The sequence below is a fragment of the Pseudomonas sp. CCI1.1 genome, from assembly GCF_034348165.1.
GTDB classification, from domain to species: domain Bacteria; phylum Pseudomonadota; class Gammaproteobacteria; order Pseudomonadales; family Pseudomonadaceae; genus Aquipseudomonas; species Aquipseudomonas paracarnis.
This window is the reverse complement of sequence record NZ_CP133780.1, coordinates 2,439,938-2,466,426: the sequence shown is the minus strand read 5'-3', so window position 1 is coordinate 2,466,426 and position 26,489 is coordinate 2,439,938. Positions and strand designations below refer to the sequence as shown.

General features: G+C 56.3%; 30 protein-coding genes. 14 read left to right on the top strand and 16 right to left on the bottom strand.

The genetic code is table 11. The features are described 5' to 3' along the window. Positions 1 to 66: 66 nt before the first annotated feature. Both gudD and RHM69_RS10920 read right to left on the bottom strand, forming a co-directional pair. A complete protein-coding gene (gene gudD, locus RHM69_RS10925; protein WP_014719206.1) occupies positions 67 to 1,392 on the bottom strand; it encodes a glucarate dehydratase in 1,326 nt (441 codons plus the stop codon). A gap of 19 nt (positions 1,393 to 1,411) precedes the next feature. Continuing rightward, positions 1,412 to 2,761 carry an MFS transporter gene (locus RHM69_RS10920; RefSeq protein ID WP_054921658.1) on the bottom strand — a complete coding sequence of 450 codons (1,350 nt, stop codon included), beginning with the start codon at positions 2,759 to 2,761 and terminating at the stop codon, positions 1,412 to 1,414. Positions 2,762 to 3,097: 336 nt separating this feature from the next. On the opposite strand from RHM69_RS10920, the gene RHM69_RS10915 reads away from it, so the two are divergent. The 7 genes from RHM69_RS10915 to RHM69_RS10885 all read left to right on the top strand — a co-directional run bounded on the left by RHM69_RS10915 (position 3,098) and on the right by RHM69_RS10885 (position 10,908). Then, the gene (locus RHM69_RS10915; protein ID WP_014719204.1) at positions 3,098 to 3,811 is read left to right on the top strand and encodes a FadR/GntR family transcriptional regulator; all 714 of its coding nucleotides are present in this window, start codon (positions 3,098 to 3,100) and stop codon (positions 3,809 to 3,811) included. A 10-nt stretch (positions 3,812 to 3,821) separates the two neighbouring features. After that, complete coding sequence (locus RHM69_RS10910) at positions 3,822 to 4,517, top strand: tRNA (adenine(22)-N(1))-methyltransferase (protein ID WP_200601056.1); 696 nt, start codon at positions 3,822 to 3,824, stop codon at positions 4,515 to 4,517. Between the two features lie 218 nt (positions 4,518 to 4,735). Further along, on the top strand, positions 4,736 to 5,362 hold the full coding sequence (locus RHM69_RS10905) for a glutathione S-transferase family protein (protein ID WP_200601058.1): 627 nt from the start codon (positions 4,736 to 4,738) through the stop codon (positions 5,360 to 5,362). Positions 5,363 to 5,673: 311 nt separating this feature from the next. Then, on the top strand, positions 5,674 to 7,404 hold the full coding sequence (locus RHM69_RS10900; RefSeq protein WP_200601060.1) for an OPT family oligopeptide transporter: 1,731 nt from the start codon (positions 5,674 to 5,676) through the stop codon (positions 7,402 to 7,404). A gap of 110 nt (positions 7,405 to 7,514) precedes the next feature. Further along, complete coding sequence (locus RHM69_RS10895; RefSeq protein WP_137270638.1) at positions 7,515 to 8,255, top strand: BPL-N domain-containing protein; 741 nt, start codon at positions 7,515 to 7,517, stop codon at positions 8,253 to 8,255. A 138-nt stretch (positions 8,256 to 8,393) separates the two neighbouring features. After that, positions 8,394 to 9,800 (top strand): amino acid permease, encoded by a 1,407-nt coding sequence (locus RHM69_RS10890; protein WP_060767267.1) that lies wholly within the window; start codon positions 8,394 to 8,396, stop codon positions 9,798 to 9,800. Between the two features lie 22 nt (positions 9,801 to 9,822). Further along, positions 9,823 to 10,908, top strand: a complete 1,086-nt coding sequence (locus RHM69_RS10885; RefSeq protein ID WP_200601062.1) for a GlxA family transcriptional regulator — start codon at positions 9,823 to 9,825, stop codon at positions 10,906 to 10,908. Between the two features lie 72 nt (positions 10,909 to 10,980). Here the strand turns inward: RHM69_RS10885 and RHM69_RS10880 are convergent, their stop codons facing one another. Next, positions 10,981 to 11,349, bottom strand: coding sequence for a cupin domain-containing protein (locus RHM69_RS10880; RefSeq protein ID WP_032872736.1), 369 nt, complete (start codon positions 11,347 to 11,349; stop codon positions 10,981 to 10,983). A gap of 185 nt (positions 11,350 to 11,534) precedes the next feature. Here RHM69_RS10880 and RHM69_RS10875 point away from each other — a divergent pair, with 185 nt between their 5' ends. Beyond that, the gene (locus RHM69_RS10875; RefSeq protein WP_200601064.1) at positions 11,535 to 12,251 is read left to right on the top strand and encodes a class I SAM-dependent methyltransferase; all 717 of its coding nucleotides are present in this window, start codon (positions 11,535 to 11,537) and stop codon (positions 12,249 to 12,251) included. Between the two features lie 25 nt (positions 12,252 to 12,276). Here RHM69_RS10875 and RHM69_RS10870 read toward each other — a convergent pair whose 3' ends face one another. The 3 genes from RHM69_RS10870 to RHM69_RS10860 form a co-directional block, all read right to left on the bottom strand. Beyond that, the gene (locus RHM69_RS10870) at positions 12,277 to 12,642 is read right to left on the bottom strand and encodes a hypothetical protein (RefSeq protein WP_168224164.1); all 366 of its coding nucleotides are present in this window, start codon (positions 12,640 to 12,642) and stop codon (positions 12,277 to 12,279) included. 810 nt (positions 12,643 to 13,452) lie between these two features. Then, positions 13,453 to 13,695 carry a hypothetical protein gene (locus tag RHM69_RS10865; RefSeq protein WP_014719193.1) on the bottom strand — a complete coding sequence of 81 codons (243 nt, stop codon included), beginning with the start codon at positions 13,693 to 13,695 and terminating at the stop codon, positions 13,453 to 13,455. A 28-nt stretch (positions 13,696 to 13,723) separates the two neighbouring features. Continuing rightward, positions 13,724 to 14,263 (bottom strand): GNAT family N-acetyltransferase, encoded by a 540-nt coding sequence (locus tag RHM69_RS10860; RefSeq protein WP_200601067.1) that lies wholly within the window; start codon positions 14,261 to 14,263, stop codon positions 13,724 to 13,726. Positions 14,264 to 14,422: 159 nt separating this feature from the next. On the opposite strand from RHM69_RS10860, the gene RHM69_RS10855 reads away from it, so the two are divergent. Continuing rightward, positions 14,423 to 14,656, top strand: a complete 234-nt coding sequence (locus RHM69_RS10855) for a hypothetical protein (RefSeq protein WP_003192651.1) — start codon at positions 14,423 to 14,425, stop codon at positions 14,654 to 14,656. 6 nt (positions 14,657 to 14,662) lie between these two features. On the opposite strand, the gene RHM69_RS10850 is transcribed toward RHM69_RS10855, so the two are convergent. Beyond that, positions 14,663 to 15,157, bottom strand: a complete 495-nt coding sequence (locus RHM69_RS10850; RefSeq protein ID WP_200601069.1) for a GNAT family N-acetyltransferase — start codon at positions 15,155 to 15,157, stop codon at positions 14,663 to 14,665. Positions 15,158 to 15,276: 119 nt separating this feature from the next. Between RHM69_RS10850 and RHM69_RS10845 the strand changes: the two genes are divergently transcribed. Beyond that, entirely contained in the window at positions 15,277 to 15,792 is a 516-nt protein-coding gene (locus RHM69_RS10845) for a GNAT family N-acetyltransferase (protein ID WP_200601071.1), read from the top strand. A gap of 155 nt (positions 15,793 to 15,947) precedes the next feature. Further along, entirely contained in the window at positions 15,948 to 16,622 is a 675-nt protein-coding gene (locus tag RHM69_RS10840) for a hypothetical protein (RefSeq protein WP_200601072.1), read from the top strand. A 165-nt stretch (positions 16,623 to 16,787) separates the two neighbouring features. On the opposite strand, the gene RHM69_RS10835 is transcribed toward RHM69_RS10840, so the two are convergent. The 4 genes from RHM69_RS10835 to RHM69_RS10820 form a co-directional block, all read right to left on the bottom strand. Beyond that, entirely contained in the window at positions 16,788 to 17,417 is a 630-nt protein-coding gene (locus tag RHM69_RS10835; RefSeq protein WP_200645800.1) for a hypothetical protein, read from the bottom strand. A 783-nt stretch (positions 17,418 to 18,200) separates the two neighbouring features. Then, positions 18,201 to 19,130, bottom strand: a complete 930-nt coding sequence (locus RHM69_RS10830) for a hypothetical protein (protein WP_200601333.1) — start codon at positions 19,128 to 19,130, stop codon at positions 18,201 to 18,203. Next, entirely contained in the window at positions 19,130 to 20,104 is a 975-nt protein-coding gene (locus RHM69_RS10825; RefSeq protein ID WP_234451948.1) for a DGQHR domain-containing protein, read from the bottom strand. The genes RHM69_RS10830 and RHM69_RS10825 overlap by 1 nt, the downstream gene beginning before the upstream one ends. A gap of 805 nt (positions 20,105 to 20,909) precedes the next feature. Further along, positions 20,910 to 21,140 carry a DUF6124 family protein gene (locus RHM69_RS10820; RefSeq protein WP_200601334.1) on the bottom strand — a complete coding sequence of 77 codons (231 nt, stop codon included), beginning with the start codon at positions 21,138 to 21,140 and terminating at the stop codon, positions 20,910 to 20,912. 453 nt (positions 21,141 to 21,593) lie between these two features. Between RHM69_RS10820 and RHM69_RS10815 the strand changes: the two genes are divergently transcribed. Beyond that, positions 21,594 to 22,040, top strand: a complete 447-nt coding sequence (locus RHM69_RS10815; protein WP_200601337.1) for a GNAT family N-acetyltransferase — start codon at positions 21,594 to 21,596, stop codon at positions 22,038 to 22,040. On the opposite strand, the gene RHM69_RS10810 is transcribed toward RHM69_RS10815, so the two are convergent. The 5 genes from RHM69_RS10810 to RHM69_RS10790 all read right to left on the bottom strand — a co-directional run bounded on the left by RHM69_RS10810 (position 22,013) and on the right by RHM69_RS10790 (position 24,732). Next, a complete protein-coding gene (locus RHM69_RS10810) occupies positions 22,013 to 22,420 on the bottom strand; it encodes a GFA family protein (protein WP_200601335.1) in 408 nt (135 codons plus the stop codon). The two genes, RHM69_RS10815 and RHM69_RS10810, sit on opposite strands and share 28 nt — an antisense overlap. Positions 22,421 to 22,565: 145 nt before the next feature. Further along, on the bottom strand, positions 22,566 to 22,796 hold the full coding sequence (locus RHM69_RS10805) for a DUF6124 family protein (protein ID WP_106111508.1): 231 nt from the start codon (positions 22,794 to 22,796) through the stop codon (positions 22,566 to 22,568). A gap of 401 nt (positions 22,797 to 23,197) precedes the next feature. Next, positions 23,198 to 23,575: a GFA family protein gene (locus tag RHM69_RS10800; RefSeq protein ID WP_395605300.1), complete on the bottom strand. Its 378-nt coding sequence runs from the start codon at positions 23,573 to 23,575 to the stop codon at positions 23,198 to 23,200. A 151-nt stretch (positions 23,576 to 23,726) separates the two neighbouring features. After that, positions 23,727 to 24,197, bottom strand: coding sequence for a hypothetical protein (locus RHM69_RS10795; RefSeq protein WP_032874212.1), 471 nt, complete (start codon positions 24,195 to 24,197; stop codon positions 23,727 to 23,729). A gap of 301 nt (positions 24,198 to 24,498) precedes the next feature. Next, positions 24,499 to 24,732, bottom strand: a complete 234-nt coding sequence (locus RHM69_RS10790; protein ID WP_072433770.1) for a DUF6124 family protein — start codon at positions 24,730 to 24,732, stop codon at positions 24,499 to 24,501. A gap of 513 nt (positions 24,733 to 25,245) precedes the next feature. On the opposite strand from RHM69_RS10790, the gene RHM69_RS10785 reads away from it, so the two are divergent. Both RHM69_RS10785 and RHM69_RS10780 read left to right on the top strand, forming a co-directional pair. Further along, positions 25,246 to 25,848, top strand: a complete 603-nt coding sequence (locus tag RHM69_RS10785; RefSeq protein WP_137270625.1) for a hypothetical protein — start codon at positions 25,246 to 25,248, stop codon at positions 25,846 to 25,848. A gap of 63 nt (positions 25,849 to 25,911) precedes the next feature. Beyond that, entirely contained in the window at positions 25,912 to 26,433 is a 522-nt protein-coding gene (locus tag RHM69_RS10780; protein ID WP_200600279.1) for a DUF2846 domain-containing protein, read from the top strand. The last annotated feature ends 56 nt before the right edge of the window (positions 26,434 to 26,489 follow it).

Here is a 26,489-nt window from a genome sequence, read left to right as displayed (position 1 = left end):
ATGCCTGTTTGGGCATCGGATTTTTTGCGTCACGCTCACATTGCGCTGAGCGTTCCTCAAACCGAGTTACCGCACCAAACAAGGCCGCTTGTTATCAAAGCCCCAACCCGGGATCAGAAACTGCATCGCCACACTGTCATCCCGGGCTCCAAGGCCCATGCCTTTGTACAGCTCATGGGCCTGGGCTACGGCGTCCATATCAATATCCACACCCAGGCCAGGCTTGGCCGGCACCTTCACATAGCCCCCTTCAATCTTCAACGGCTCCCGCGTCAGGCGCTGGCCGTCCTGCCAGATCCAGTGGGTATCGATGGCGGTGATCTCGCCGGGGGCGGCGGCCGCCACCTGGGTAAACATCGCCAGGGAAATATCGAAGTGGTTATTGGAGTGCGAGCCCCAGGTCAGGCCCCACTCGTTGCACATCTGCGCGACGCGCACCGAGCCCTGCATAGTCCAGAAGTGCGGGTCGGCGAGGGGGATGTCCACTGATTGCAACTGGATGGCATGGCCCATTTCACGCCAGTCGGTGGCGATCATGTTGGTGGCGGTTTTCAGGCCCGTGGCGCGGCGGAATTCGGCCATGACTTCGCGGCCCGAGTAGCCGTTTTCTGCGCCGCAGGGGTCTTCGGCGTAGGCCAGCACATGATGCTGGTCGCGGCACAGGCGGATGGCTTCTTTTAAGGACCATGCGCCGTTGGGATCAAGGGTGATGCGCGCATCGGGAAAACGCTCGGCCAGCGCAGTGACGGCTTCGATTTCCGCGTCGCCACTCAATACGCCGCCCTTGAGCTTGAAATCGTTGAAACCGTATTTGGCCTTGGCCGCTTCGGCCAGGCGCACTACCGCGTCGGCGGTCAGGGCTGTTTCATGGCGCAGGCGGAACCAGTCGTCATCGGCGTCGGCCTCGTTGCGGTAGGCCAGGTCGGTGGCGTTGCGATCCCCCACATAGAACAGGTAGCCGAGCATCTTCACTGCGTCGCGTTGCTGGCCTTCGCCTAGCAAGGCGGCCACCGGCACTTCGAGGAACTGGCCCAGCAGGTCAAGCAGTGCGGCCTCCATGGCGGTGACGGCGTGGATGGTGATGCGCAGGTCGAAGGTTTGCAGGCCGCGGCCCGCGCTGTCTCGAGACGCAAAGGTACTGCGCATCTGGTTGAGAACGCGCTGGTACTGGCCAATCGGCTGGCCGACCACCAGGCTGCGGGCGTCTTCCAGGGTTTGGCGAATGCGCTCGCCGCCGGGCACTTCGCCCACGCCAGTGTTGCCACTGCTGTCCTTGAGGATGACAATATTGCGCGTGAAGTAGGGGCCGTGGGCGCCGCTGAGGTTCAGCAACATGCTGTCGTGGCCGGCGACGGGGATGACTTGGAAATGAGTAACGACAGGGGTATTCATGGCGCGTTCCTGGCTGAGTTCAAAGAGGTTTGCTGATGGCGGCGCCGCTGGGCACGGCCGGTACGGCAGAGGGTGAGGTCTTGGCAAAGAACACCAGGATGGCCGCGAGCACCGAGGTGCAGGCCAGGCCATACAGCCCGCCCTGTATCGAGCCGGTGGTTTGTTCGAGAAAGCCGAAGGTAGTCGGCGCCACAAAACCGCCCAGGTTGCCGATGGAGTTGATCAGCGCGATTACGGCGGCGGCGATGCGCACATCCAGGTAGCCCTGAGGGATCGGCCAGAACAGCGAAGACGCAGATTTAAAGCCGATGGCCGCAAAGCAGATCGCAACGAAAGCGAAAATCGGCCCGCCGGTGGTGGACATGAACATGCCGGCCGCCGCGATCAGCAGGGCCGCCGCGACCCAGGCTTGCTGGAACTTGAACTTGCCCGACAGCGACGCGAAGGCGTACATGGCAATGATCGAGATCAGCCAGGGGATCGAGTTGAAGAAACCCACCTGCACATCACTTAGGTCGCCCATTTTCTTGATGATGCTGGGCAGCCAGAAGGTGGCGGCGTAGATCGTCAATTGAATGCAGAAGTACAGAGCGCAGAACAGCAGGATCTGGCGGTCTTTGAGCAGCTTGCCGAGGGTGGGTTTCACCGTGGTCAGGGCTTCGCGATCACGTTGCTCCTGATCGATGGCGCCCACCAGCGCATCCTGCTCTTCGCGGCTCAACCACTTGGCGTCGTGGGGTTTGGAGTCGAGCCAGAACCACACGAAGAAGCCCAGCGCCACCGAGGCCAGGCCCTCGATGCCGAACATCCATTGCCAGCCATGCAAACCAAAGCCTTCGATCTGCAACAACGCGCCCGACAACGGCCCGGAGATCAACGACGCCACCGCCGAGCCACTGAGGAAGATCGCGATGGCCTTGCCACGCTCCACGCCGGGCAACCAGCGCGTGAAGTAATAGATCACGCCCGGGAAGAATCCTGCTTCCGCCACACCCAGCAGGAAACGCAGGATGTAGAAGTGGGTTTCGTTCTGGATAAACGCCATCAGCGTGGCGACGATGCCCCAGGTGAACATGATGCGGGTCAGCCAGATACGCGCGCCGACTTTTTGCAGCAGCATGTTGGACGGCACTTCGAACAGCGCATAGCCAATGAAGAACAGCCCGGCGCCGAAGCCGTAGGCCGCTGCGCCGATCCCCAGGTCATGCTCCATGTGCGTGCGCACGAAGCCGATATTGACCCGGTCGATGTAGTTGAGGATGAACATGACCACGAACAGTGGGAGCACATGACCCTTCACTTTGCTCACGGCGCGGGCGAGCGCTGAATCACTTTCGGGTACGGCAGATGCTGGGCTTGAATGCTTCACGAATGAAAACTCCCCCTGATTATTTTTATGCGGGTTTGGTGTTTTGTTGACAGACATCATACAAGTTGTTTTTTGAAGGCCGCAATCCTGTGAGGGCTGTTTTTGTTCTTATAAGCCGGTATTGAGATTGGCTAGTTTGGTTATTTGCCAGATTTTATTGGGTTTTGCCCCGCTGGTGACGGCTCGGGGTGTGCGCTTCTCTCAAAGCGAAGACAGGGTCGGGTGAGGTGGGATGAGTGTGTTGTCATACAAGTTGGGTGTTTTTCGCCACCACCCATCGCCCCGTGCGCTCAGGGTGATAAGCTCCCCCCAGCCCAACCCCGTGGACCCGTCTCGATGCCGATTAAAAGCACGCCGCCTGTGCGTAAACGTTCCGCCAACCTGGCCCAGGGCGTGGTCGAGGCACTGACCCAGCGCATCCAGTTGGGACAACTCAAGCCGGGTGAAAAACTGCCGTCCGAATCCACCATCGTGCTTGAGCATGGGGTGAGCCGTACCGTGGTGCGTGAGGCCTTGTCCAAGCTGCAGGCGTCGGGGCTGGTGGAGACGCGTCACGGCATCGGCACCTTTGTGCTGGAGCAGCACACGCAGCCGGGCCTGCGCTTGCATGTGGACACGGTCGCCAGCGTGCGCAACATGCTCGAATTGCGCCTGGGTCTGGAAGTGCAAGCGGTGGCGTTGGCCGCGCTGCGCAGGAGCGAGGCACAACTGGCCCACATGCGCCAGGCACTGGACGACTACCAAGCCTCCCTGGCCAACAACGACAGCTGTGTGGAGGAGGACAAGCGCTTTCACCAACTGATCGCCGAAGCCACCGGCAATACGTTTTTCACCGACATCATGCAGCACCTGGGCACGGCGATGATTCCGCGCACCCAGGTGAATGCCGTCGAGCGCGGCGGCGCGGACTTTGCCCAACTGGGGCAGTTGGCGAGCCTGGAACACGAGGCCATCTACAACGCTATCAAGCGCCAGGACCCGGACGCCGCACGGGCGGCCATGGTGCTGCACTTGACCAACAGCCGGGATCGATTTTCCGGGCACTCTTAAGGAATCACCGTTGAACGAACACACCTTGTCCCAGCGCCTGGAGCGCGTTGCCGCGCACATACCGACGGGTGCCCGCCTGGCCGATATCGGCTCGGACCACGCCTACCTGCCGGTGGCCCTGATACACCGCGGCGCTATTGCGGCGGCCGTGGCGGGGGAAGTGGCCGCGACACCGTTTCAGGCGGCCAGCCGTACCGTGGCCGACAACGGCCTGAGGCAGCACATCACCGTGCGCCTGGCCGATGGTTTGGCGGCGATTCAAGCCGGCGATGACATTACCGCCATCAGCCTGTGCGGCATGGGCGGCGAGACGATCCGCGACATTCTCGAAAGCGGCAAGGCGCACCTCAATGGCCGGGAACGCCTGATCCTGCAGCCCAACGGCGGCGAGCAGCCCCTGCGCCAATGGTTGATGGACAACGGCTACCGGATCCTGCACGAGGAGCTGCTGCTGGAAAACCGCTTCTACTACGAAATCATCGTTGCCGAACGCGCCGAGGCGGTCACCTATACCGCCGAGCAACTGTACTTCGGCCCGCTGCAAATGCAGACCCGCAGCCCGGTGTTTGTGGCGAAATGGCAACGGATGTTGCGCCAGAAGCGCAAGACATTGGCCAGCCTCGAACAGGCGCGGCAGGCGGTGCCCGAGCAGAAAGTGCAGGAGATCGTGCAGCAGGTGAAGTGGATCGATCAGTTGCTCGCCTGACCGCCACCGGTCCAGTGTGGGAGATGTGGAGCTTTAGTGAGGCTTCGAGCGGTGTATCAGGCAACATCCATGTCGTGAATGCCGCAGCCTTCGAAGCCTCGCTAAAGCTCGACATCTCCCACATTCGATCGTGCAGGCCGGTGCTGCCTGGCGACATTCGCGGCACTTCACCGCTACGCTGTAGTCTTCTCTTAAATCCCCCCCAAGGTGTTGCCTCGATGATCACTGTTCACCACCTCAACAATTCCCGCTCACAACGTATCCTGTGGGCGCTTGAAGAATTGGGCCTGCCCTACGACATCAAATGCTACCAGCGCGACGCCAAGACCAACCTGGCGCCGCCTGAACTCAAGGCCATTCACCCCCTGGGCAAATCCCCGGTGATCGAAGACGGCTCGCGTGTGCTGATCGAGTCCGCCGCGATCATCGACTACCTCATCCGCCGCCACGGCAACGGCCAACTGCAACCCGACCCGGCCACCGATGCCTACGACAGCTATGTGCAATGGCTGCATTTTGCCGAAGGCTCGGCCATGCTGCCGCTGATGCTCAACCTCTACGTCGGACGCCTGGGTGAAGCGGGTGCGCCGCTGCATCCGCGGATTGAATCGGAGCTGGCCAACTACCTGGGCTACCTGAATGACGTGCTGGGCCACACGCCGTACCTGGTGGGCGACGCACTCAGCGGCGCGGATATCCAGATGAGCTTTATCGGCGAAGTCGCCCAGGCCCAGGGCAAATTGCAGGCCTACCCGAACCTCGTGGCGTGGCTGCAAAAGCTCCAGGCGCGGCCGGCTTATCGCAAGGCGGTGGAGCGGGGTGGGGAATACGCGTTCGCCAAATAGCCAGAAGCCATGTTGGAGGAGGCTTGCCCTAATGCCAGTCAGTTAAGCGCAGATCTCCTGTGGGAGCGGGCTTGCTCGCGAAAGTGGTGGGTCAGTCAGCCTCGATGTTTGCTGGGCCGACGCCTTCGTGAGCAAGCCCGCTCCCACATTTGACCTTCGCTACTTTGAACACTTCGTTCGCTTAACTGACTGGCATTAAGGCTTGCCCCCTCCCACATTTACAGCCTTAGACCCAGGTTCGTCAGGTGAACCTTCGAGTCTCCCAGCGCTCACTTAAAAGGTGGCACTGGCTTTTCTCGAAAGGAATCTGCATGCACTCCACCTCGTCAATCGCGCCCGTAGAGCGCGAACTGAGCCTGCGGGCAGTCATCACCGGGATCGTGCTGGGTATCCTGCTGACCCCTTCCAATGTGTACGCAGGCTTGAAGATCGGCTGGTCGTTCAATATGTCGATCATCGCCCTGTTGATCGGCTACGGAATCTGGCAAGGCCTGGCCAAGCGTTCCGGCGAGCACCTGCCGTGGACCCTGCACGAAAGCAATATCAACCAGACCGTGGCCTCGGCTGCGGCATCGATCATCTCCGGTGGGCTGGTGGCGCCCATCCCGGCCCATACCTTGCTCACAGGCAACCAACTGGCCGCGCTGCCGATGATCGCCTGGGTGTTTTCGGTGAGCTTCCTGGGGATCTGGATCGCGTGGTACCTGCGGCCTTCATTGCTCAATGACAAGGCGCTGAAGTTTCCCGAAGGCATGGCCACCCTGGAAACCCTGCTGCACATCTACAACCATGGCCGCGAAGCTGCCACGCGCTTGAAAGTGCTGCTCGGCGCGGCGCTGTTGTCGGGGCTGGTCAAGTGGGTGGATACCTTTATATGGGCCTTCCCGCGCTGGTCGCCGAACGCCCAGTTGGAGCGCCTGACCTTCACCGCCGACCCCTCTCTGCTGTTGCTGGGGTTCGGCGGCATCATCGGCATTCGCGTAGGCCTGACCCTGTTGCTCGGCGCCTTGCTGGCATGGGGCGGGCTGGGGCCGTGGCTGTTGGCCGATGGCTTGGTGAGCCTGCCCGCCGACAGCAGCGGCCCGCAATTTGCCGCGCTGGTGGAATGGCTGCTGTGGCCCGGCGTGAGCCTGATGGTGTGTTCCACCCTGGCGTCCCTGGCGATTCGCCTGTGGGCGTTGCATCGCTCAACCCGAGCGGCTGGCGGCACGCCCTGGGCGGTTCCCAAGCCTGGGCCTGCCGTGGGGTTTGCCTTGGCGATTGCGTTGGTGGTGAGCCTGCAAGCGCTGTTGTTCGGTATCAACCTTGGGATGGCGCTGCTGACCATTCCCCTGGCAATCTGCCTGGCCGCCGTCGCGGCGCGGGTGGTGGGGGCTACCGGTATTCCGCCGATTGGCGCCATCGGGCAACTGTCCCAGCTGAGCTTTGGTATCGCTGCGCCCGGCCAGGTACCGATCAACCTGATGAGCGCCAACACCGCTGGCGGTTCGGCGGGGCAGTGCACGGACCTGATGAATGACTTCAAGGTGGGCAAGGCGATTGGCGCGACGCCGCACAAACAGGTTATCGCCCAGATTCTTGGGATTTTTGTCGGCAGCATCGTCGGCGTATTCGCGTACCTGGCGTTGATCCCCGACCCGCAAACCATGCTGCTCACCGAACAATGGCCAGCCCCGGCCGTCGCCACCTGGAAAGCCGTGGCCCAAACCCTGACCCACGGTTTGGATTCACTGTCCCCCAGCATCCGCTGGGCCATCGGCATTGCAAGCTTGTTCGGCGTGCTGCTGGGCATACTCGACAGCACATTACCCACCCATCGCGCCCGCTACCTGCCGAGTGCGGCAGCCTTGGGACTGGCGTTTGTCTTGCCTGCGTCGGTGTCGCTGATGATGGCCCTTGGCGCGATCATGACCTGGGCCGTGAGCTGTCGCTGGCCAAGTGTGACGCAGCGCTTTGCGATCACGGCAGCGGCGGGGCTGATCGCCGGCGAGAGCATTACCGGCGTAGGCGCGTCGTTATGGCAGATGCTGGGAAGTGGATGAGTGGCCCCCGTGGATTTACAACTCTTCACGAATTCAAAAGGCTCATCGTTATAGGCTTGGCGCTGCGACCACTGGATCAAACCCATTCAACTGACCGTTGAGCCTATCCCATGAAACTGCCTGCCCTCGCTGCCACGTTTCTCGCCGTTGCGACGCTGCACCCTTTACCCGTACACGGCGCAGGCCCCATTACCCATGTCGCTATCTACCGAGGCCCGGCAGGCTGCCCGGACTGCTCGGAAAACGTGAAAACCGCCTTGCAGCGTCTCAACCCGAATTACCAGATCGACTTCGTGGGTGCCGACGAACCCATCGACATCACCCCACACACCCTGGCCCGCTACGACCTTTATGTACAACCCGGCGGCGGCCAGGACATCCCCGGCGCCCTCTACAGTCTCGGTGATGAGCGTGCCGAGGCTATCCGCGACTATGTTGCCAAGGGTGGCCGTTACCTGGGCCTGTGCATGGGCGCCTACCTGGCGGACGACAACAATCTCGGGCTGATCCCCCAGGCGCTGGACACCGAAGCCGGCCGCCCCGGTTTTGAAGTGACCGGTATCGACGACGCTGCTGTGCGGGTGACGTGGGACGGCCAGGCTGATCATGTGTTCTATCAGGACGGCCCGTACTTTCCCAAGGCCAGTGCCGCCGCGCCCTACAGGACCCTCGCCACTTACCGCAATGGCGATGTGGCAGCGGCGCGCTATGCCTACCAGAAAGGCGTTGTGGTGCTGAGCGGGCCGCATCCGGAAGCCGGCCAGGAGTGGTTCGAGAATGCCGGTATCCCACTGGACAAGATGCCGCGTGGGGAGCTGTTTGGCTCGCTTATACGCAGCGTTCAAGAGTAAGGCGTGACGCTCGGTAAACCCGTGCACCGCCATGACCAATGTCGATATCAGACTCGATGATGGCGTAACCAGGCTACTTGTACCGGGCCCCGCGCACTTAAGGTGAGGGTCATTGGCCGCCTGAGCACAACAAAAACAATGATTAGCCTGACTCCCAACGATTCTAACGGTCAGCTGGCGCAAGGCTTCAAGCCCCGCCACGTGACTATGTTGTCCATCGCCGGCATCATCGGCGCGGGGCTGTTTGTCGGCTCCGGACATGCCATCGCCGCAGCGGGGCCAGCGGTGTTGCTGGCTTACCTGTTTTCCGGCCTGCTGGTGGTGCTGGTCATGCGCATGCTGGGGGAAATGGCGGTGGCACGCCCGGACACCGGCTCGTTTTCCACCTACGCCGACCAGGCCATCGGCCCTTGGGCGGGGTTCACCATCGGCTGGTTGTATTGGTGGTTCTGGGTGCTGGTCATTCCCATCGAAGCCTTGGCCGCCGGGCACGTGCTCAACCAGTGGTTCCCTCAGGTTGATGCGTGGCTGTTTGCGTTGATCTCAATCGTGTTGCTGGTGATCACCAATCTGTTCAGCGTGGCCAAATACGGCGAATTCGAATTCTGGTTCGCCATGGCCAAGGTGATCGCCATCGTCGGCTTTATCGGCCTGGGCTTCAGCGTCCTCATGGGCTGGATCCCGGATCGCGAAGCCAGCGGCTTGAGCCGCTTGATGGAAGAACACGGCGGTTTCGCCCCCAACGGCCTGTCGGCGGTGGTAGGCGCGTTCATTACCATCATGTTCAGCTTCATCGGCACTGAGGCGGTGACCATCGCCGCAGCGGAATCGAGCAACCCGGCGCAGAACATCGCCAAGGCTACCCGCTCGGTGATCTGGCGCATTGGCGTGTTCTACCTGTTGTCGATCTCCGTCGTGATTTCCGTGGTGCCCTGGAACGATCCGCTGCTGGCCTCCGTGGGTTCCTATCAGCGCGCACTGGAGCTGATGAATATCCCCAACGCCAAGTTCATGGTCGATGTGGTGGTACTTATCGCGGTAGCCAGTTGCATGAACTCCTCGATCTACATTTCCTCGCGCATGTTGTTTTCCCTGGGCAAACGCGGCGATGCGCCACCGGCACTTAAAATCACCTCAAAGGCGGGCGTGCCCAGGGCTGCGGTGATCGCCAGCACCATCATCGGTGCGGGCATTACGTTGCTGAGCTACTTCATGCCGGCCGGTCTGTTCCAGTTCCTGCTCGCCAGCTCCGGCGCCATCGCGTTGTTGGTGTACCTGGTGATCGCTATCTCGCAACTGCGTATGCGTCGCTTGCTGCTTCGGCAAAATGTCGAGCTGACCTTTCGCATGTGGCTGTTTCCCTGGCTGACTTACCTGGTGATCGTGTTCATCTGCCTGGCCCTGGGGGTGATGATGGTGACGCCGGAACACCGCACCGAAGTGTCCTCGACCATTGGCCTGGCGTTGGTGATTTCCTTTATCGGCCTGGTCACGTCGCGCCAGCACAACCGGGCACCCAAGCCGGTGGCGCTGGAACAGTCCTGATCACGCCCGTGGGGTAGCGGTGATGGAAACCGAGGCACCTGTTTGCCAGACCATCGGCTTTTTGCTGCTGGACCAATTCACGCTGATATCGCTGTCGTGTGCGGTCGAGCCGCTGCGCATGGCCAACCAATTGGCGGGCGAAGAGCTCTACCGTTGGCAAACCCTGAGCCTGGACGGCCAGCCGGTGTGGGCCAGCGATGGCGTGTCGGTGACCCCGGATGCGTGCGCGCAGGACCAGCGCGGTTTTGATGCGGTGATCGTGTGCGGCGGCGTCGGCATTCAACAGGCTATCAGCCCTGCGCTCATCGCTTGGTTGCGCAGCCAGGCGCGCCTGTACTGCAAACGTCTCGGCGCGGTATGCACCGGCAGTTGGGCGCTGGCCCAGGCGGGGTTGCTTGATGGCTTCCAGTGCAGCGTGCATTGGGAGCTGATGGCGTCGATGCAGGAGGCGTTTACCCGCGTCAAGGTCAGCTCCAGCGTGTTCACCCTCGACGGCAACCGCTTTACCAGCTCTGGCGGCACTGCGCCGCTGGACATGATGCTGCACCTGATCGGCCGCGATCACGGGCACACGCTGTCGGCGGCGATTTCCCAGATGTTCGTGTACGAGCGCATTCGCAACGAGCGCGACCACCAACGCGTGCCGCTCAAGCACCTGCTCGGCACGCAACAGCCCAAGCTGCAAGAAGTGGTCGCCCTGATGGAAGCCAACCTGGAAGAACCCATCGACCTCGACGAACTGGCCGCCTACGTGCACGTGTCCCGCCGCCAGTTGGAGCGTATGTTCCAGAAGCACTTGTACTGCACGCCATCGCGCTATTACCTCAAACTGCGCCTGACCCGTGCCCGCCAGTTGCTGATGCAGACGCCCATTTCGATTGTCGAACTGGCGGTGATTTGCGGCTTTGTCTCCACGCCGCATTTTTCCAAGTGCTACCGGGATTTCTTCGGCGTGGCGCCCAGCGATGAGCGCTCGGACATGCGCCTGCATCCGCCGCCTGCGTTACGGCCAGAGGGGCAATCCCGGGCCCCGCAACAGCCCAGAAATACACTGGAGCAGGCGCGCGACGAGCCGACGTTTGCTACGGTGCAGATTCAAAGGCGATAGGGCTTGGGGCTTGCCCGAATGCCAGTAGGAGCGAGCAAGCCCGCTCCTACAAAAGGCAATAAGCCTCAGCGCTCAAATCCACTGGTCATTCAACGCGGTACGCTCACCGCCTTCATGCCCGGTATTCAAAATGCCCCTTGGCTCGATCATCATCAGCTTGGCTTCTCCCTCGGCCGCCGTCCTGTGCTCAATGCCACGCGGCACCACATACAACTCACCCGGCTTCACATACACCGGGCCATCCGGCAGGTCGATACGCAACGTGCCTTCAAGCACCAGGAACGCTTCATCGGTTTCGGGGTGCGAATGCCAAATGAATTCACCCTCGATACGCACGACCTTGAACTGGTAGTCGTTCATTTCGGCGACCACTCTTGGGCTCCATTGCTGGTCGATGAGCGAGGCTTTTTGAGCAAGGTTTACAGGCTGTGCTTGAGTCATGCGGGATCTTCCTGTCGATGAGAAGGCCAGACTATCCAAGCAAGCGGTCAGCAGGCTTGTACGATCCTGCAACCTCTCCACTCGTACGCTCCCGCATTCCCTACGGGAATGCAGCACATAAAATTAATGCATTTTTCTTACTGCCACGGTTAACGTAATTTGCGTCAAGGCCACGGAGAACCGCCTTGAACTCATCCTCATCCAATCCTGCTGACAAATTCGATACCTCAAGAGCCAACGAGTACGCACGACAAAGCCGTATCGCGTTGGCGGGCTATGACGCGTGCCAGGATCTGGCAGCCTGCATGCTCGCGGCAAGCCTTGGTGATGCCCCTTCGGCCAAGGTACTTGTGGTCGGCGCCGGCGGTACGGCGCAGGAGATCATCGCCATGGCCAGCCTTGAACCGGAATGGCGCTTCATGGCGGTTGATCCCTCCCAGCCGATGCTCGACGCGGCAAGGCAGCAGTTGGAAGCCAACCACTTGCTTGATAGAACCACCCTGCATCTCGGGACGCTTGAAGACCTGGCAGCAGACGCGTCATACGACGCCGCCACCTTGATCGGTGTGCTCCACCATCTGGAGGGTGATGACGCCAAGGCCCGAATGCTGCGATCGATTCGGGCGCACCTGAAACCGGGGGCACCGCTGATCGTCGCGGGCAATCACTACGCGTATGCCAGCCAGCCGTTGCTGCTGGCGGCATGGGGCCAACGCTGGCGTCAGCATGGCGCCACCCCGGACGAAGTGAAGGCCAAGCTCGGCAAAATCCTTCAAGGCGCCGACCCGCCACATTCCGAGGCCGCTGTTCAGAAGCTGTTGCACGACGCTGGCTTCGGCGACGCGACCCGTTTCTTCAGCAGCCTGTTCTGGGGGGCTTGGCTGACGTGTAGGGTGCAATAGCGAAGTCAGCAACCCGTGGCACGATTCAGATCGCCCGGAGAGTAGCCAGCCGCCGACGCCAATCGCCGCCATGCCGAAGGTGGCATTCCTCTTCGGAGTCGAAACTGACGCAGCGGGCGCTGTTCGGGACGTGCACGTCAGCGTCATCCAGCGCGGCGGTAGTCAGCTCGCGCATACGGGCGTCCGCGCCGGTCGCGAGGGCGTGAGCCTTGCTCGCGACGCTGTCGAACACCCAGATCACCCGCAGGCTTTGGGGGAAGGCGCGGTAGTCGACGGTGTGGGTCAACCAGTCGAAGCCCGGGATTTCGGCCTTTGCGATCTCGCAGGCGTCGGTCAGGGCTGCGATGAGGCGGCGTTCGATACGGGCGTGGTCGCGTGAGGCCGGGGGCATAAAGGAAGTCCGTGAATCCTGGGAGTGGGTTGGGGCGCTGATCAGAGCATAGCTATCTACACAACTTCGGCACGACGCTAAATCTGTGGCAAGGCAGCTTGCTCCCGTGACGGCCTGACAGCCGGCGCATATCCATCTGACGCTCCGAAATCCAAATGTGGGAGCTGGCTTGTCGGGTCGCCGCATCGCTGCGAAGACGGCCTGCCAGCCGACGCCAATCTACCTGACCCCCCACGATCCAACTGTGGGAGCTGGCTTGCCTGCGATGACGGCCTGCCAGCCCACGCCAATCTACCTGACACTCAGCGATCCAACTGTGGGAGCTGGCTTGCCTGCGATGGCGGCCTGCCAGCCGACGCCAATCTACCTGACACCCCGCAATCAAACTGTGGGAGCGGGCTTGCTCGCGAAGGCGGCCTTATAGGCGACACAGCTGTACCGAGTACATATCCATTCCTGCGGTAACGGCCACTTAGGGTTCCGCCCTGACGGCGGCTCACTTTCGAAAAGCGCGAAAGTAAGCAAAGCGCTCTTGCCCCACCACTCGGCACCTCGCCTAGGCTCGGTGTGCCCGAACACAGTCTTGAATCCGTGGGCCGCCGCCACGCGCCATCCATGGCGCGGGGCGGCTAACCCGGCGTCCTGCCGGGTTACCCACGAATTCAAGCCTGCGTTCGGCCAGCGTGGTTTAACGGGGCGCCTGAGATCAAAAGCAGATCAAGATCAAGATCAACAGCGGCTCGCTTCGCATCGTGGTTACCGTTGAGCGCTACAGAGTTGTGTAGATACCTATGCTGATCAGAGCGGGCGCTATTGAAGCGAAGGACGCAACCGTTGCCACTCATTCCAGCAATCCTCGGCAACGATATCCGGGTAACCCCGTTCTTGTTCCATCGCCAACGCGGTGGAGAAGGTTACCGCAATGCAAGTGGCCTGGTCGCGGATATTGCACACTTCGACTTCGCTGAGAGGGGTGCCTTTTTTCGATTCGGCGGCGGTCAGCAAGGCGGCCAGGGCGGGCACGAAAACCAGGCAGAGGGGCTCGGTAGACATCAGCTTTTTCCTGAGTGGGGTGGGGCGCTTATTGTTCAGGGTTGATCAACGATCTCAACGTATGGTCCTCCCAAACGCCAGCGATTTTTAGATAGGCTCGCGCATGTCCCTCCTTCTCAAACCCCAGCGACTCCAGAAGGCGTTCACTCCGCACATTGCGGGGCAAATGATTGGCCATGATCCGGTGAAGACCCAACTGCTCAAAACAGTGTCGGTTAGTGACCTGAAGCGTTTTATTCATCAAGCCGCGACCTTGGGCAGATTCCGCCAACGAAAAGCCGAGATGACAGGCCTGAAAAACGCCCCTCACAATGTTCGTGTAGTTACACCGCGCTAGAACCTCTCCGCTTTCGGCAAGCAAGAGGAAACACAGAGCGTTGTCAGCCTGCATATTGTTGACCTGCTGCTCGACCCTGGCCTTGGCGTTGCCCGTGGTGAAGTATTCCTCGTCCCTGAGCGGCTCCCAGGGTTGCAGATGCTTGCGATTGACGCGTTCGTAACGGCTGACCCTCTCGAAATCGTCACATGCCAATGGCCGAAGGCAGTAGCCCTCAACGCAATACTCCATAAGCCCCTCCAGATTTACCAATGGCCCCACTCACTGCGTAGCCGCAAAGAATAGCGCCGCTGCGCGTAAAGCGACCCCTTTCATGGCAAACAGGTCTACCATGCCAGCCCCGGCAGTGGTTCCACTCGCTCCCGAACTCCATTTTTCAAGGTAGCGATAATGTCCATCGACCAGATCTCCCTCCCCAAAGGCGTCGGCCCCCACGCCGCCAAGCTGCTTGACGCTATTACTGGCGCCTCCACCCATGAAGAACTCAACCGAGCCGGCGGTAAAGCCGAGGGTTTTGTGTTGGGTTTGGAGGCCACCAAGGCGATCAAAAGCCAAATCGCAGAGTCGTTGTATGTGGCGTATGACGACGCGGCGAGCAATCGGGCTGGTGAACTGAAGGGCTAGTACCAGTCAGCCCATGGTTCCGGAATGAGCGCCAATCACTGGAATAGGCTGACGAACATAATAATTGTCGAATTCACTGCTTTCGATGAACTGGAAGCCATGGCGTGTATAAAAGCGATTTGAAGCGCTTTCTTTGAGAGCCCCTACTTTGATAGGCAGCGCAGCCGCATCCGCCTCTTTGAAAATCTGAGAGAGAACAGCAGACCCTACCCCTGACCCTTGCGCGCTCGGCCTGACATACAAGTGGTCGAGCAAGAGTTCATGGTGGTGACGTTTCACCACTACGAAACCCACCCTCTCTCCAGACGCCTCGATATAGCGTGTGTCGCGAGCTTCAAAGCCGCCAAGAAACCGCTCCCGCGCACGGGCTGGATCAAATCGCCCAACACGCTCCAGGCTTTCGCGCATGGCCTCGATTCGAATGGCTACCAGGTTATCCAAGTCGCTTTGTTGAACTGGGGCCAAAGTGATGGGGGAATTTTGATTGGGTGCGACGGGCATATTGGGTGCTCCAACTTCCATCCTGGGGGCTCAGTATAGAGAGCCTGATACTGATGAAGCGACTCGCATGGTATGTTCACGGCGTACATGGAGTAACGGACCCCAGGAAGGAAATGGCCATGCCAGTGGACACCCACGCAATCCGCATTCTCTCGCAACGCCTGAGCATCGAGCCCTTCTGCGAGCAGGACGCTGTTGAGTCTTTCTCTTGTATCTCACTGTCTCTGACTCGCTACATGTCCTGGGAACCGCCTGCCTCACTGGAAGAGTACGCGCAAGTCTGGGGGCAGTGGCTGCCTGCGATAGCGGATGGCAGCGACATCGTGTTCACGGTCAGGGAGCGGGTAGGTGCTCGTTTTGCCGGCTTGGTTGGGTTGCACCATACCGGCAGTGAAACACCGGAGTTGGGTATCTGGATCCGTGAAGATAAACATGGGGTGGGGTTTGGTGGTGAAGCGGTGCGGGCGGTTGTTCAGTGGGCTAGCCAGTGGGTGGCGGCAAAGCACTTCATCTATCCTGTTGCGACGCAGAATCGTGCGAGTCGACGTATTGCCGAAGCTTTGGGGGGAGTGGTCATCGAGAGGCGGATGGCGGAGAAATATGATTCGGTTGTGTACCGGATACCGGTGGTTTAACTCTGGGTATCAGGTTGGCCGATTGCTGTCCTTCACGAACGGCAGAAATTGGCCAGAAGAGGCCTCTTGCAATCTAAAAAATCGCAACAATTCAATAAGCAGTAGTTGTAGGTTAATCTTCAGACATTAAATTAGCTGCGTTTAAGGTGATCTGTATGGTCTCTATCGAAAAATATCACGGAATGAGATGGGTCTCATCCTCTTCGGAAACTATAGAGTTTGATGGGGTAATTTCTCCTGAACGATATTTATATTTTGCCAAGCGTGATCTCAGCGAGATGGATGGTTTACGCAGCTTAGCAAATGCTATTTCAAATGCTAAACGATCTTTGCATTTACAGTCCGAACTACTGTCTGACGCCCTCGGTATTAAGTCAATAATAACAAAAGGTCAGATCTCATTCCCTAAAAGAATTGCTTTTCTTAGGGAGTGCGGAGTTGTAGGTGGGATGATATTAAATAAGCTTAATAGTATTAGGAATGCGGTGGAGCATGATTACGTAGTTCCTGATGCGACTGTGGTGCAAGACTTTATTGATGTGGTCGACTTGTTTTATTCTGCATCGGATAGGCTAATAAGAAGCTTTCCATCCATGGCGGATATTACATATGAGTATTGTTCAGATAACGCACCGAATGTGGATGTCCTACTATTCCCTCCAGGTGAAGGACAAATATATCTGTACTCTCATCAAACTGACAAAACGATAAGGGAGGAGCTTCGAGAAATGGATGTTGATGAGTGGCAAAAAAAATACTCGATCAAATTTACGCCGCAGCATCAAGAGTATTATGGCTGGGTTAGATGGCTAATTAAATCGCACGTTTGATTAAGCCTCGCTTGTTCGTCTTTTTTTGTTGCGGGTCAACGAGTAATTCTGGCTGCCTGTTGCAAAGAGCAGAGGGCGACCAAAAGCACTCGTCGGAAAGGAGTATTTAACCTGGCACTCAGCCTCAACCAACCTCGATCAATTTATCAATAGGCTAATTAATTATCAGCTATTGTTGATGGTTTGAGAGGCGTCCAGATCTGGCTGAGCAGCCAAATCATCCAACGGTTTTTTAAGTTGCTTATCAATGGATTTTAAGGTTGCATTTAAAAACTTTAGTTCTTTTACGAGATTCGGTCCATAGCCGTGCTCAGTCGACTCAGAAGTTTCGAACATCCTTATATCAAGAGTTGAGCTTGATTGAAGCCTCTTTGAAAACAGTCCGCTAGAACGGGCTCTGTAGCAAAAAGTATCAATGCGAATTGGTTCATCACCTAAATATTTATATAGTCCGCCATACTGCCCCCATGAAATTGAAAGCCGCTGACCAGGTGCTAAAAAGGGTATTCCGTTAGCGATTGGTCCGGATTGCATTTGGTCGGGCATTTTTTCTGGTACAGGGATGGAAAAAGCATTTTGTGGTAAGGGCCGGCTGGGTGTAAAAAATACGCCGTGGGCTGCACCTCTGCCGATGTTTTCAACAATAAGGTTCACTAGAGATTGCCTTTGAAGATCCGGCTGCGCATAGACAATCACCGTCGGATCTGTTGCGGAGCGAAAAACAGCGTAAGTGACAATCGCAGTAGCCACAGCAATCACAGCCATAAATATTGAGATCCAGCTAGCAAGATCCATCAGCCTTCTCCTTCACCCTTGATGCCCTATCACGGGACGTGACCGTGATTCCATTTTCACTATGATCATACGTGCAAATGGCTTTCGCTTGATATTTATTTACGGTTTTTGACCCGAGTTGCCTCGACATTTCAAGACATATCTGAACGACCGCAATTGGCCGATTTTAAAGGTCGGATTCGAATTCCAAAGCAGAAAAGTACGCACCTGAGATTGAAATCTGAATTTTGGGCAGATGGATCAGGACTTAGATTTCACGTAGCAGCGTGCAATAGAGGTGTTTTCATCCATCTATATTTGAGTGTTTTAGGAAAGCCTACCTTTTCAACGGAATCGACCATAAGCAGACTTTGAAAGATTGCGTTCCAGGTGAGCGTTGGTACTGCTTAGGGGGCAATTAGGACAGATCTGAGACCGCCCTAGACCGTTAAGCACCAAAGGACTGAGTGGTTAAGCTGATAATAAATGGCCTGAAACGGTCTATAGTGAAGGCGGATGGTTTCCGAATACCCATCCTTTGCATTTTCTGTAAGGCTTACGCTTGCCATTGCGCTCACATGGGAGGAACCTCACCACAGCCATTTCGTAGTCACCGTATCGGCTGCATTGTGATGGTCATTATTCAACGGAGACCGAAAAGACCTTCATAAGTTTAGGGAAAAGGGGACGGATTTATTTCTAAGAAATGTCCCCTTCTGTGGGGATATGGCGACTTCCAGAAAATACGAAAAAATTCATAATGCGATCTCAAAATACTGGGAGCCGAAATCAACCTTTTCCGCATCAAACTAGATAATCTGCATATTGGTTTGCCAGAGAATGAGCAATCCCGCGTGGATAGTTCTTCGATGAGTGAATAAATACCAGCTTTGCAAACTCAATAATGAAGTTGTTGTGAGAAACCAATCCTTCTGGGGTTGCGGTATTGGTTGGTGCAGAAATCTGCATGCTTGATATTGCGCGCTGCAATCTCCCTACTACATTTTTTGCATTATTCTCGAACTTCCAAGACCCACCTTTGAACTGATAATTTATGTCCCCCCTTATGTCGGGAGGGTTGTATTTGGCTGTCGATTTCACGAGAAAGCTTTTGTGTGCCGCAAGCGCAACCGACACACCCGTATACTCAACAGGATCTTGGTTAGTACCAAAATCTAACTTTTCCACTAGCCTTTCCCACAAGCTCCAAAGCTGCTGATGCGATCCTCCCCCCGCTTTTTTTAGTTCTTTTTTTAATGTTAGTATCTTTGAGCTTTTATCATAGTTCATCAAATAAAGCCCCGATGATACCGTGTTTGGTGCGAGGGCGCCTAAACTACTGGACTCGATGATTCTTGCGCCGCTGTCATCCAGGTTGGTCACGCTTACACCAGTAACCCGCAATAAATAATGCACTGCATAATAAGCGGCGTAATAGTGCTCAACAGCTTGCCAAGAAGCATTTTCTATTTGATCTTGTGCAGAACGGTTATATGTCAACCTTGAGGCCAGAAGAAACTTGTTTGCCTCGCCCGCAAGCAATCTATATAGAAGTGCATCATCTAAAATTTGCAGCTCTATGATTAATGTTTTTTCGGTTTTTGTTAGACTTTTTACCACAAATTCTAGATCATTCAATTTTTCGACAAGGCGCTCGTGCGAATTGCGCTTGACGGCCCATACTCCCTCTACGGCCAAGGGAGTAAATAAGCGTATTAGTTTATTGATTTCCATCAGATAGTAATATTGCGACGTAGAAGCTTCCTATCTAGGACTTCAACAGACTTCAGATAAGTCTTTGAATCGGAAATTTCTTGAAATGAGCCCGGCAAAGATCTTCTGAGATATTTTTTGTGTTCGCTGATCTTATCTATGTCTTCTGGGTTATTATCCGAGATCATTGTTATCACAGCTCGTGAATGAGCAACCAAAATTTTAAACAATGTAGCCTTTGTAATAACCTCGGCAAGATTAAATTGATCGGCCTCGGCTACGTCATTAGCTGCAATAAAAAATGAATTTATGATCTTGTACAGTCGATCAGTATTTGAAATATTAAATTCTTTAAGTAATGGCTTCATCGAGTCGTAAAATGTGACTTTTGATAGCTTTCCTTTTTTCTTGTCAATGCGACTCAGCTTGTTGAACAAATAGCTGTCTGACTCAACCTCAAAGTTAGTGAAAAGCTCATCAAGCATACGCTCGTCAGTGGACTCACGCTGAGCCAAACGCTTAATATCCAAAAGAAGCTCTTTAGGTACTGGTCGCTGGAGCGTATTTATATCAATAAATATTCTAGCCTCTTGTGTGGGGCTGAGATCATTATAAATAATTACTGGAACACGGTATTTGACGCCCTCATTCATTAATTTTCTGAACCCGTAGACTCGATGCTGTCCGTCCAGTATCAAAAAGGAACCATGGGTGTCATTGAAAGAAATGGTTTTATTTTTGGAGTTATAAGTTAAGCCGGAATCAGGTTGTGCTGACAGAATTATGCTTGATGGTATTGTTCCGCCAACTTTAATGTATTCGGCAATTGATAAAGCTCGTTTTTCGTCAAGAGTTCTTTGGAAACCTTTTTGCGGATCATCTTCACGAGGATTGGTCGAGCAAGTAGCGGCGATTATATCAATCTCCATGGTGCCCGAATAAAATTTATGTTCCCCTTGGGTGATCAAAGTCACAGATATATTTTGAGTGGTCAATTGAAGTCTGCCTTTTTTGCGATTAAATATTTTGCGTTATTCAGAGTGTGTTTTTCAGTTATTGCGAAGCAAGCATAAGTCCCCATAATCATAGTTACGCATACTCTCTCAAGTACGCTTGAGAGGAAAGTGGTGGAGTTAAGCGAAAGTCTTGAGATTGCTTCGGGGAGTGAGAGGGCTCCTAGCAAACCTAAAGGATTGAGCGCGGATGAATGAGATCCGCTTGCTAGCGCCTGTTGCAGGACACTCAAAATTGGGTCAGCCATGACTTAAATCATTCCATGTCGAATCAAGGTGTCAGCAAGCATAATCGAGATAACAAAGAAAAACATCGTTACGTCCCGGTCTCTGAGGCTTAATACAGTTTTGGGGGCCGATCGATGCTGTGGCTGGGCCGATCCTAATCTCCCTACGACCGAAGGCTATACGCCCCTTCACTACACTTTTTCTATGGATTGCTGACTATTGTTGTTCACTAGGATCTGCTTTCGGCTGATGATTGATCTGTGCTGAGCGGCCGCTTCAGGCTGAAAGCGGTCATCGCTATCGTCTTGAGGTCCACCCATCTTCGTCACAATGCACTGTAATGCCCGTTGGCCGCTCTACCGAAGAAGCGCTCACACAGCCAATCTTATCGAGACCAATCCGGCGATTCTTTCCACGAAGAACCCTACCGCGTCGGGGACAACGCAGGCAAAGCAGGGGGGGGCCGAGGCTGCAGTCCATAAAGCCCCAATTCGCCGAGTCCTTGTATGTGGCTTACGACAACGCGGCGAGTCATCAGCCTAAGTTGACGAACTGATCATCACCCAGGGCAGGGCGCTTCGCGGTCGAGGAGTCTGGCGGTGAGGAGTACGCCCAGTTCGCTCAGTTGGTGTATGGCGAGGGCGATGTCGCGGTGTTTACCGTTGAGGTCTTCGGACAGGTCGAGCAGCAGCGTGCTGACGCTGGTGAAGGTTTCGTAGCTGTTGGTGATGAGGGTTTCGTTGCTGGCGTTGGGAGCTACGGTATAGAGCGTGCTTGAATCGTTAACCATGGTTAAGTTCCTTGCTTGGGCCACTTCCCATCGCTACTAAACAATAGGGCGGTAGCTGTACGCAGGTTAGTAGACCGGTGGAACCTAACAAAACCGGCGCGTCCGAGGACGCCCTGCGCACAGCCACCATCAAGCACAGACGGGAACGTCTGATGAAGGAAGCTTGTGCACTTGTTAGGTCTAAAGGTGGGCTACTAAACCCGATCACTGAACAATTCAGCGACCGAGCCACCTTAGAGACGGCCACTCCAGCGCACAAGCCGGCGGATTCTGACGCAGGCGTAGGCAATGGAGCAAGGTGCGGCAGGGGAATCGGATTTTGCCTTCAGGCGCTGCGTGATCGTTTGGGGTTTTCGCGAGCAAGCTCGCTCCTACAGGAGTCACCTTGCAGTGTTCATCACCTCAAACGAAATTGTTAGCATTGTACGAGTTTCATATTGGAGGCTGGGATGGATGAAACGATATGAGGTTCAACGGATCACCCACCTTCCGCGCCAGATACAAGTGCTTGAAAAGGAAGCCGTTGGCGAGGGTTTCAGGTTTCTCACTCGTCTGATTAACGAGTGGCACTCTGGAGCAAACCGCTTTGATGCACCCGGCGAGTGTCTGATGGCGGCCTATTTGAATCGGCAACTGATAGGCATCGGAGGTGTTTCAGTTGATCCCTATGCTGACAATAATGTGGCCAGACTGCGGCGGGTGTACGTCGCAGCGTCGGCAAGGGGGCAACATGTCGGGCAGGCGCTGGTAAAGGCGCTTGTTGAACGTGCCGCTTTCAGGTTTCAGGTCGTGCGTCTTTTCACGGATACGGCTGAAGGAAGCGCCTTTTATGAGCGCTGTGGCTTCAAGCGAACAGATGATGCCCAGGCGACTCATATCATGCAGCTTGGCGGTTTCTGAGGCGGGTAGCTGCACCAGTGGACTGCGGAGTCGAGATGAACGTGTTTTTGCTTTTCAGCTATGAAGGGCGTATCGAGCGTGCCCAGCGCTATCGACACCCAGTCGGCGAATTCCCCTTGAGACCGCGACCAGAACAATGCCGAGCTGCAGTGCGTGCAAAATTCGCGCAACACTGCCTCTGAGGATGCATAGGTTTTGATGCTGTTGGCGCCGGAAAGTAGGCGTAGTGCGTTACGGGGAACACTGCCGTAAGAAGCGAATGCGGCCCCGTGACTTTTGCGGCACTGGCGGCAATGGCAGTGGCTCACTGATTTGGGCGTGGCGGATAGCTCGTAAGTGACGGCTGCGCATAAGCAGCTTCCCTGATACACCGTTGTCATTCGCTTTTCCCGTCATGCGAAAACGTCAGCGTAACCGTCCCGCTCTAGTCAGTCGACCTACCCATCAAACCCAACCGCCGAGTCGCTGTAGGTGGCTCACGACGACGCGGCGGTTTATCGGGCTAGCAAGTTGAAGGGCTAATCATCAGCCAGGGCAGGGCGCTTCGCGGTCCAGGAGTCTGGCGGTGAGGAGTACGCCCAGTTCGCTCAGTTGGTGTATGGCGAGGGCGATGTCGCGGTGTTTGCCGTTGAGGTCTTCGGACAGGTCGAGCAGCAGGGTGCTGACGCTGGTGAAGGTTTCGTAGGTGTTGGTGATGAGGGTTTCGTTGCTGGCGTTGGGGGCGACGGTGAAGAGGGTGGTTGAATCGTTAACCATGGTTAAGTTCCTTGCTTGGGCCACTTCCCCATCGCTACTAAACAATAAGGGCGGTAGCTGTACGCAGGTTAGTAGACCGGTGGAACCTAACAAAAACCGGCGCGTCCGAGGACGCCCTACGCACAGCCACCATCAAGCACAGACGCGAACGTCTGATGGATGAAGCGTGTGCACTTGTTAGGTCTAAGGTGGGCTACTAAACCCGATCACTGAACAATTCAGCGACCGAGCCACCTTAGAGACGGCCACCTCAGCGCACAAGCCGGCGGATTCTGACGCAGGCGTAGGCAATGGAGCAAGGTGCGGCAGGGGAATCGGATTTTGCCTTCAGTCGCTGCGTGATCGTTTGGGGTTTTCGCGAGTTCAAGTTCGCTCCTACAGGAGTGACAGCCACCCTGGCTCTATATTTCGGATGGCGTGTACCAGTGCACTGCGGAGTCGACATGAACGTGTTTTTGCTTTTCAGGTATGAAGGATGTGTCGAGCGTGCCCAAGGCTATCGAAACCCAGTCGGCAAAGTCGCCTTGAGTCCGTGACCAGAACAATGTCGAGCCACAATGCGAGCAAAATTCGCGTAACACGTTTTCTGAGGATGCATAGGTTCTGATGCTGGTGGTGCCGGAAAGTACCCGTAGTGCGTCACGAGGAACACTGCCGTAAGAAGCGAATGCGGCCCCGTGACCTTTGCGGCACTGGCTGCAATGGCAATGGCTCACTGCTTTCGGCGTTGCGGATAGCTCGTAAGTGACGGCTGTGCATAAGCAGCTTCCTTGGTACATGCGCTTTCCAGTCATGCAGAAAACGTCAGCGTAACTGCCCCACTCTAGTCAGTCGACCGATTGGGGAAAGGCGAGGGGGTTATTTTTAGACAAAAAAATAAATCTTTGCCCTTTTCACTCCAAAGCGGTCATCCGCTCGTGGCTAGTGAGATCATGCGCCCACGTCATTTATCAGTTCCCGCCAGACTTCCCTTGCCTTCTGCTCCGACGCAAAGACTTGTACTTTCGGATGCCAGAATTGCCCCTCAATTACGATGCATTCCAGAGTAGAGTCCTGAAATGTAAAGACATAATGGATGGCATCTTTTAGAAATCGCTGTTTATCATGTCGCGGATGAATGGCGTTTCTCTGCTCAAGCTCTGCTAGCCAAGGGGAATTATCTATTCGATGAATTTGGTAGTGCTTTAGACCAAGTCCAATAAGCGGGTGGCCGCCCAAAGCCTCGTCGTTTGGTGACCCGAACTGAATTTTTTTAACTAGCGGAAAATGGATTACAGCTATTTCTTCCCCAGCGGTGCAATACCGTAAACATAGCTGAGTGTCCGTGACAAACACGACGGGTTCGGGCGACGTACTTGGCTGTGGCCAGGAGTCGAGCAGCACTACAGTTGCGAATGACATAAGTTAGCCTAGCGAAGAAATAGGTGGCAAAACAGGGTGGGAGAGCGACGCGCTGTCGTCAAACCTTTCTGATCGCGATGAATTGCTCGTGGCCGAAAGCGGTCACCGCTCTTGTTGTCAGGTCCACCCGTCTTCGTTTCATGAATGACTCAACCGCGTCGGCGGCAAGGCACTCAAAGCAGAGGATTTTGTAACGAGGCTGGAATCCCCCAATGCCATCAAGCGCCAACTCGCCGAGTCGTTGTATGTGGCCTACAACGACGCGGCGAGTCATCGGTTTAATGAGTCGAAGAGCTAATCATCAGCCAGGGCAAGGCGCTTCACGGTCGAGGAGTCTGGCGGTGAGGAGTACGCCCAGTTCGCTCAGTTGGTGTATGGCGAGGGCGATGTCGCGGTGTTTGCCGTTGAGGTCTTCGGACAGGTCGAGCAGCAGGGTGCTGACGCTGGTGAAGGTTTCGTAGCTGTTGGTGATGAGGGTTTCGTTGCTGGTGTTGGGGGCGACGGTGAAGAGCGTTGTTGAATCTGCTTTTGGCATGAGTAGACATCCTGAGTGATGCCACCACCTTTCCGCTACTAAACAGTGGGTGGCAGCTGTACGCAGGTTAGTAGACCGGTGGATATCTAAAGCCGGCGCGCCCGAAGACGCCCTACGCACAGCCACCATCAAGCACAGACGCACTGTCTGATTGATGAAACTCATGCACTAATAGATACCCAAGCTCAGGCTACTAAACCCGAATCACTGAACAATTCAGCGACCGAGCCACCTTAGAGACGGCCACCTCAGCGCACAAGCCGGCGGATTCTGACGCAGGCGTAGGCAATGGAGCAAGGTGCGGCAGGGGAATCGGATTTTGCCTTCAGGCGCTGCGTGATCGTTTGGGTTTTTCGCGAGCAAGCTCGCTCCTACAGGAGTGGGTTGTTATCAAGGTGCGGGTAGCTGGACAATAGAGGCCGACGAGCCAGCAACGAAGCACCAGATGTGCGAACGTTTGGTTCGTTCGGGTGGGCTCTACGAACTGCAAGATTACTGATCGGAAAAAAACCAATGCTAGGGAAAGTCAGCAGTAAATATCTCGTCTGGGGCGCGGTCGCGCTCTGCGTGTCTCTTCTGTCCGGGTGCGCTACGTCACGCTACGACGGCAAGCACGCTCCGGACCCAAGTAAGGCGATCATCGTGGGTTCGGTTGGTGAGAGCTTTCCGATGATGCAGCCCCATGGGCTGGTGGTTGAGATCAAGCAACAGGGAGCCCCCGGCACCGTATTACGGCTGACGACGCTGGGCAATGAAGATGATCAGCCATCACCCTCTGTGCTGGGCCATTACTTCATGTATGAAGTGCCACCCGGTGAGTATGAGTACACGCAGTGGCATTACGTGTATTACGCGGGTAAGTCGATGCCGCGCCCGGTGCCTGCGGTTTTCTCGGTGAAGGCCGGGGAAACTCTCTATATCGGTGATCTGCGCGTCGATGCCCTGCGCTTTTGCCTGTCAAACGTGAACAATGCCGAGGACACGGTGCAGGCGCTCAAGCGCAAGTACCCGATGCTCAAGGACCGGAACATCGTGAATCTGACGCCGAAGAGTGGTTTTGCGCCTTGGCCGAGTTCTGATGCCACTGACTTCGGTAAAGGGCTGTGCACGATTTGAAGCCGGTACCGGTGACAGTCATCGACCCCAACGCCCGTTGATCCCCGTTCAAGGAATTCATGCATGAAGCGCTCTACGCTACTTTGGGCCAGCCTGTTCGCAGCCCTGGCCTCACTGACCGGCTGCATCAGCGGTCCGGACCTCAAAGGCCAACCGTTCTTCACGTCACCGGCTGAACCTCGTGCGGATGAGGCCACGGTTTACTTTTATCGCACGGCGGCGAGCATCGGTGGCGGGGTCGCCCCGACTATTCAGGTCGATGGCCGCACCGTCGGCAGTTTGCCTTCCGGTAGTTTTTTCAAGGCTGGCGTTCCCGCCGGTAAGCACAGCGTCGCCTCCACTTCGCCACCGATCATCAGCGGTATGGTTAACCAGCGTTTCGATATCACTGTCGAGAATGGCAAGGTGTATTACATCGCCGATCAACTCAGTACCTCTGCCTACAAGGATGGGCAGACCTTGGGTGAAGTCGACGGCCGTCGTTTCAGCGGGACAATGTTTTACTCGCGCTACGCGCTTGTGCCTGCCGAGGAAGCGCTGCGTTCTATCAAGTGGTGCCAGGAGCTGCCGGCAACCGCACGGTAACCACGCGTCCAACTTGATCAAAAGCCAACTTGCCGGCAGAGAACAACCCCACAATA

Bases quoted from the DNA above. Each gene is read 5' to 3' on its own strand.
- gudD (WP_014719206.1), bottom strand. From the start codon at position 1,392: ATGAATACCCCTGTCGTTACTCATTTCCAAGTCATCCCCGTCGCCGGC.
- RHM69_RS10915 (WP_014719204.1), top strand. From the start codon at position 3,098: ATGCCGATTAAAAGCACGCCGCCTGTGCGTAAACGTTCCGCCAACCTG.
- RHM69_RS10905 (WP_200601058.1), top strand. From the start codon at position 4,736: ATGATCACTGTTCACCACCTCAACAATTCCCGCTCACAACGTATCCTG.
- RHM69_RS10900 (WP_200601060.1), top strand. From the start codon at position 5,674: ATGCACTCCACCTCGTCAATCGCGCCCGTAGAGCGCGAACTGAGCCTG.
- RHM69_RS10895 (WP_137270638.1), top strand. From the start codon at position 7,515: ATGAAACTGCCTGCCCTCGCTGCCACGTTTCTCGCCGTTGCGACGCTG.
- RHM69_RS10890 (WP_060767267.1), top strand. From the start codon at position 8,394: ATGATTAGCCTGACTCCCAACGATTCTAACGGTCAGCTGGCGCAAGGC.
- RHM69_RS10885 (WP_200601062.1), top strand. From the start codon at position 9,823: ATGGAAACCGAGGCACCTGTTTGCCAGACCATCGGCTTTTTGCTGCTG.
- RHM69_RS10880 (WP_032872736.1), bottom strand. From the start codon at position 11,349: ATGACTCAAGCACAGCCTGTAAACCTTGCTCAAAAAGCCTCGCTCATC.
- RHM69_RS10870 (WP_168224164.1), bottom strand. From the start codon at position 12,642: ATGCCCCCGGCCTCACGCGACCACGCCCGTATCGAACGCCGCCTCATC.
- RHM69_RS10865 (WP_014719193.1), bottom strand. From the start codon at position 13,695: ATGTCTACCGAGCCCCTCTGCCTGGTTTTCGTGCCCGCCCTGGCCGCC.
- RHM69_RS10860 (WP_200601067.1), bottom strand. From the start codon at position 14,263: ATGGAGTATTGCGTTGAGGGCTACTGCCTTCGGCCATTGGCATGTGAC.
- RHM69_RS10855 (WP_003192651.1), top strand. From the start codon at position 14,423: ATGTCCATCGACCAGATCTCCCTCCCCAAAGGCGTCGGCCCCCACGCC.
- RHM69_RS10850 (WP_200601069.1), bottom strand. From the start codon at position 15,157: ATGCCCGTCGCACCCAATCAAAATTCCCCCATCACTTTGGCCCCAGTT.
- RHM69_RS10845 (WP_200601071.1), top strand. From the start codon at position 15,277: ATGCCAGTGGACACCCACGCAATCCGCATTCTCTCGCAACGCCTGAGC.
- RHM69_RS10840 (WP_200601072.1), top strand. From the start codon at position 15,948: ATGGTCTCTATCGAAAAATATCACGGAATGAGATGGGTCTCATCCTCT.
- RHM69_RS10835 (WP_200645800.1), bottom strand. From the start codon at position 17,417: ATGGATCTTGCTAGCTGGATCTCAATATTTATGGCTGTGATTGCTGTG.
- RHM69_RS10830 (WP_200601333.1), bottom strand. From the start codon at position 19,130: ATGGAAATCAATAAACTAATACGCTTATTTACTCCCTTGGCCGTAGAG.
- RHM69_RS10820 (WP_200601334.1), bottom strand. From the start codon at position 21,140: ATGGTTAACGATTCAAGCACGCTCTATACCGTAGCTCCCAACGCCAGC.
- RHM69_RS10815 (WP_200601337.1), top strand. From the start codon at position 21,594: ATGAAACGATATGAGGTTCAACGGATCACCCACCTTCCGCGCCAGATA.
- RHM69_RS10810 (WP_200601335.1), bottom strand. From the start codon at position 22,420: ATGACAACGGTGTATCAGGGAAGCTGCTTATGCGCAGCCGTCACTTAC.
- RHM69_RS10805 (WP_106111508.1), bottom strand. From the start codon at position 22,796: ATGGTTAACGATTCAACCACCCTCTTCACCGTCGCCCCCAACGCCAGC.
- RHM69_RS10800 (WP_395605300.1), bottom strand. From the start codon at position 23,575: ATGTACCAAGGAAGCTGCTTATGCACAGCCGTCACTTACGAGCTATCC.
- RHM69_RS10795 (WP_032874212.1), bottom strand. From the start codon at position 24,197: ATGTCATTCGCAACTGTAGTGCTGCTCGACTCCTGGCCACAGCCAAGT.
- RHM69_RS10790 (WP_072433770.1), bottom strand. From the start codon at position 24,732: ATGCCAAAAGCAGATTCAACAACGCTCTTCACCGTCGCCCCCAACACC.
- RHM69_RS10785 (WP_137270625.1), top strand. From the start codon at position 25,246: ATGCTAGGGAAAGTCAGCAGTAAATATCTCGTCTGGGGCGCGGTCGCG.
- RHM69_RS10780 (WP_200600279.1), top strand. From the start codon at position 25,912: ATGAAGCGCTCTACGCTACTTTGGGCCAGCCTGTTCGCAGCCCTGGCC.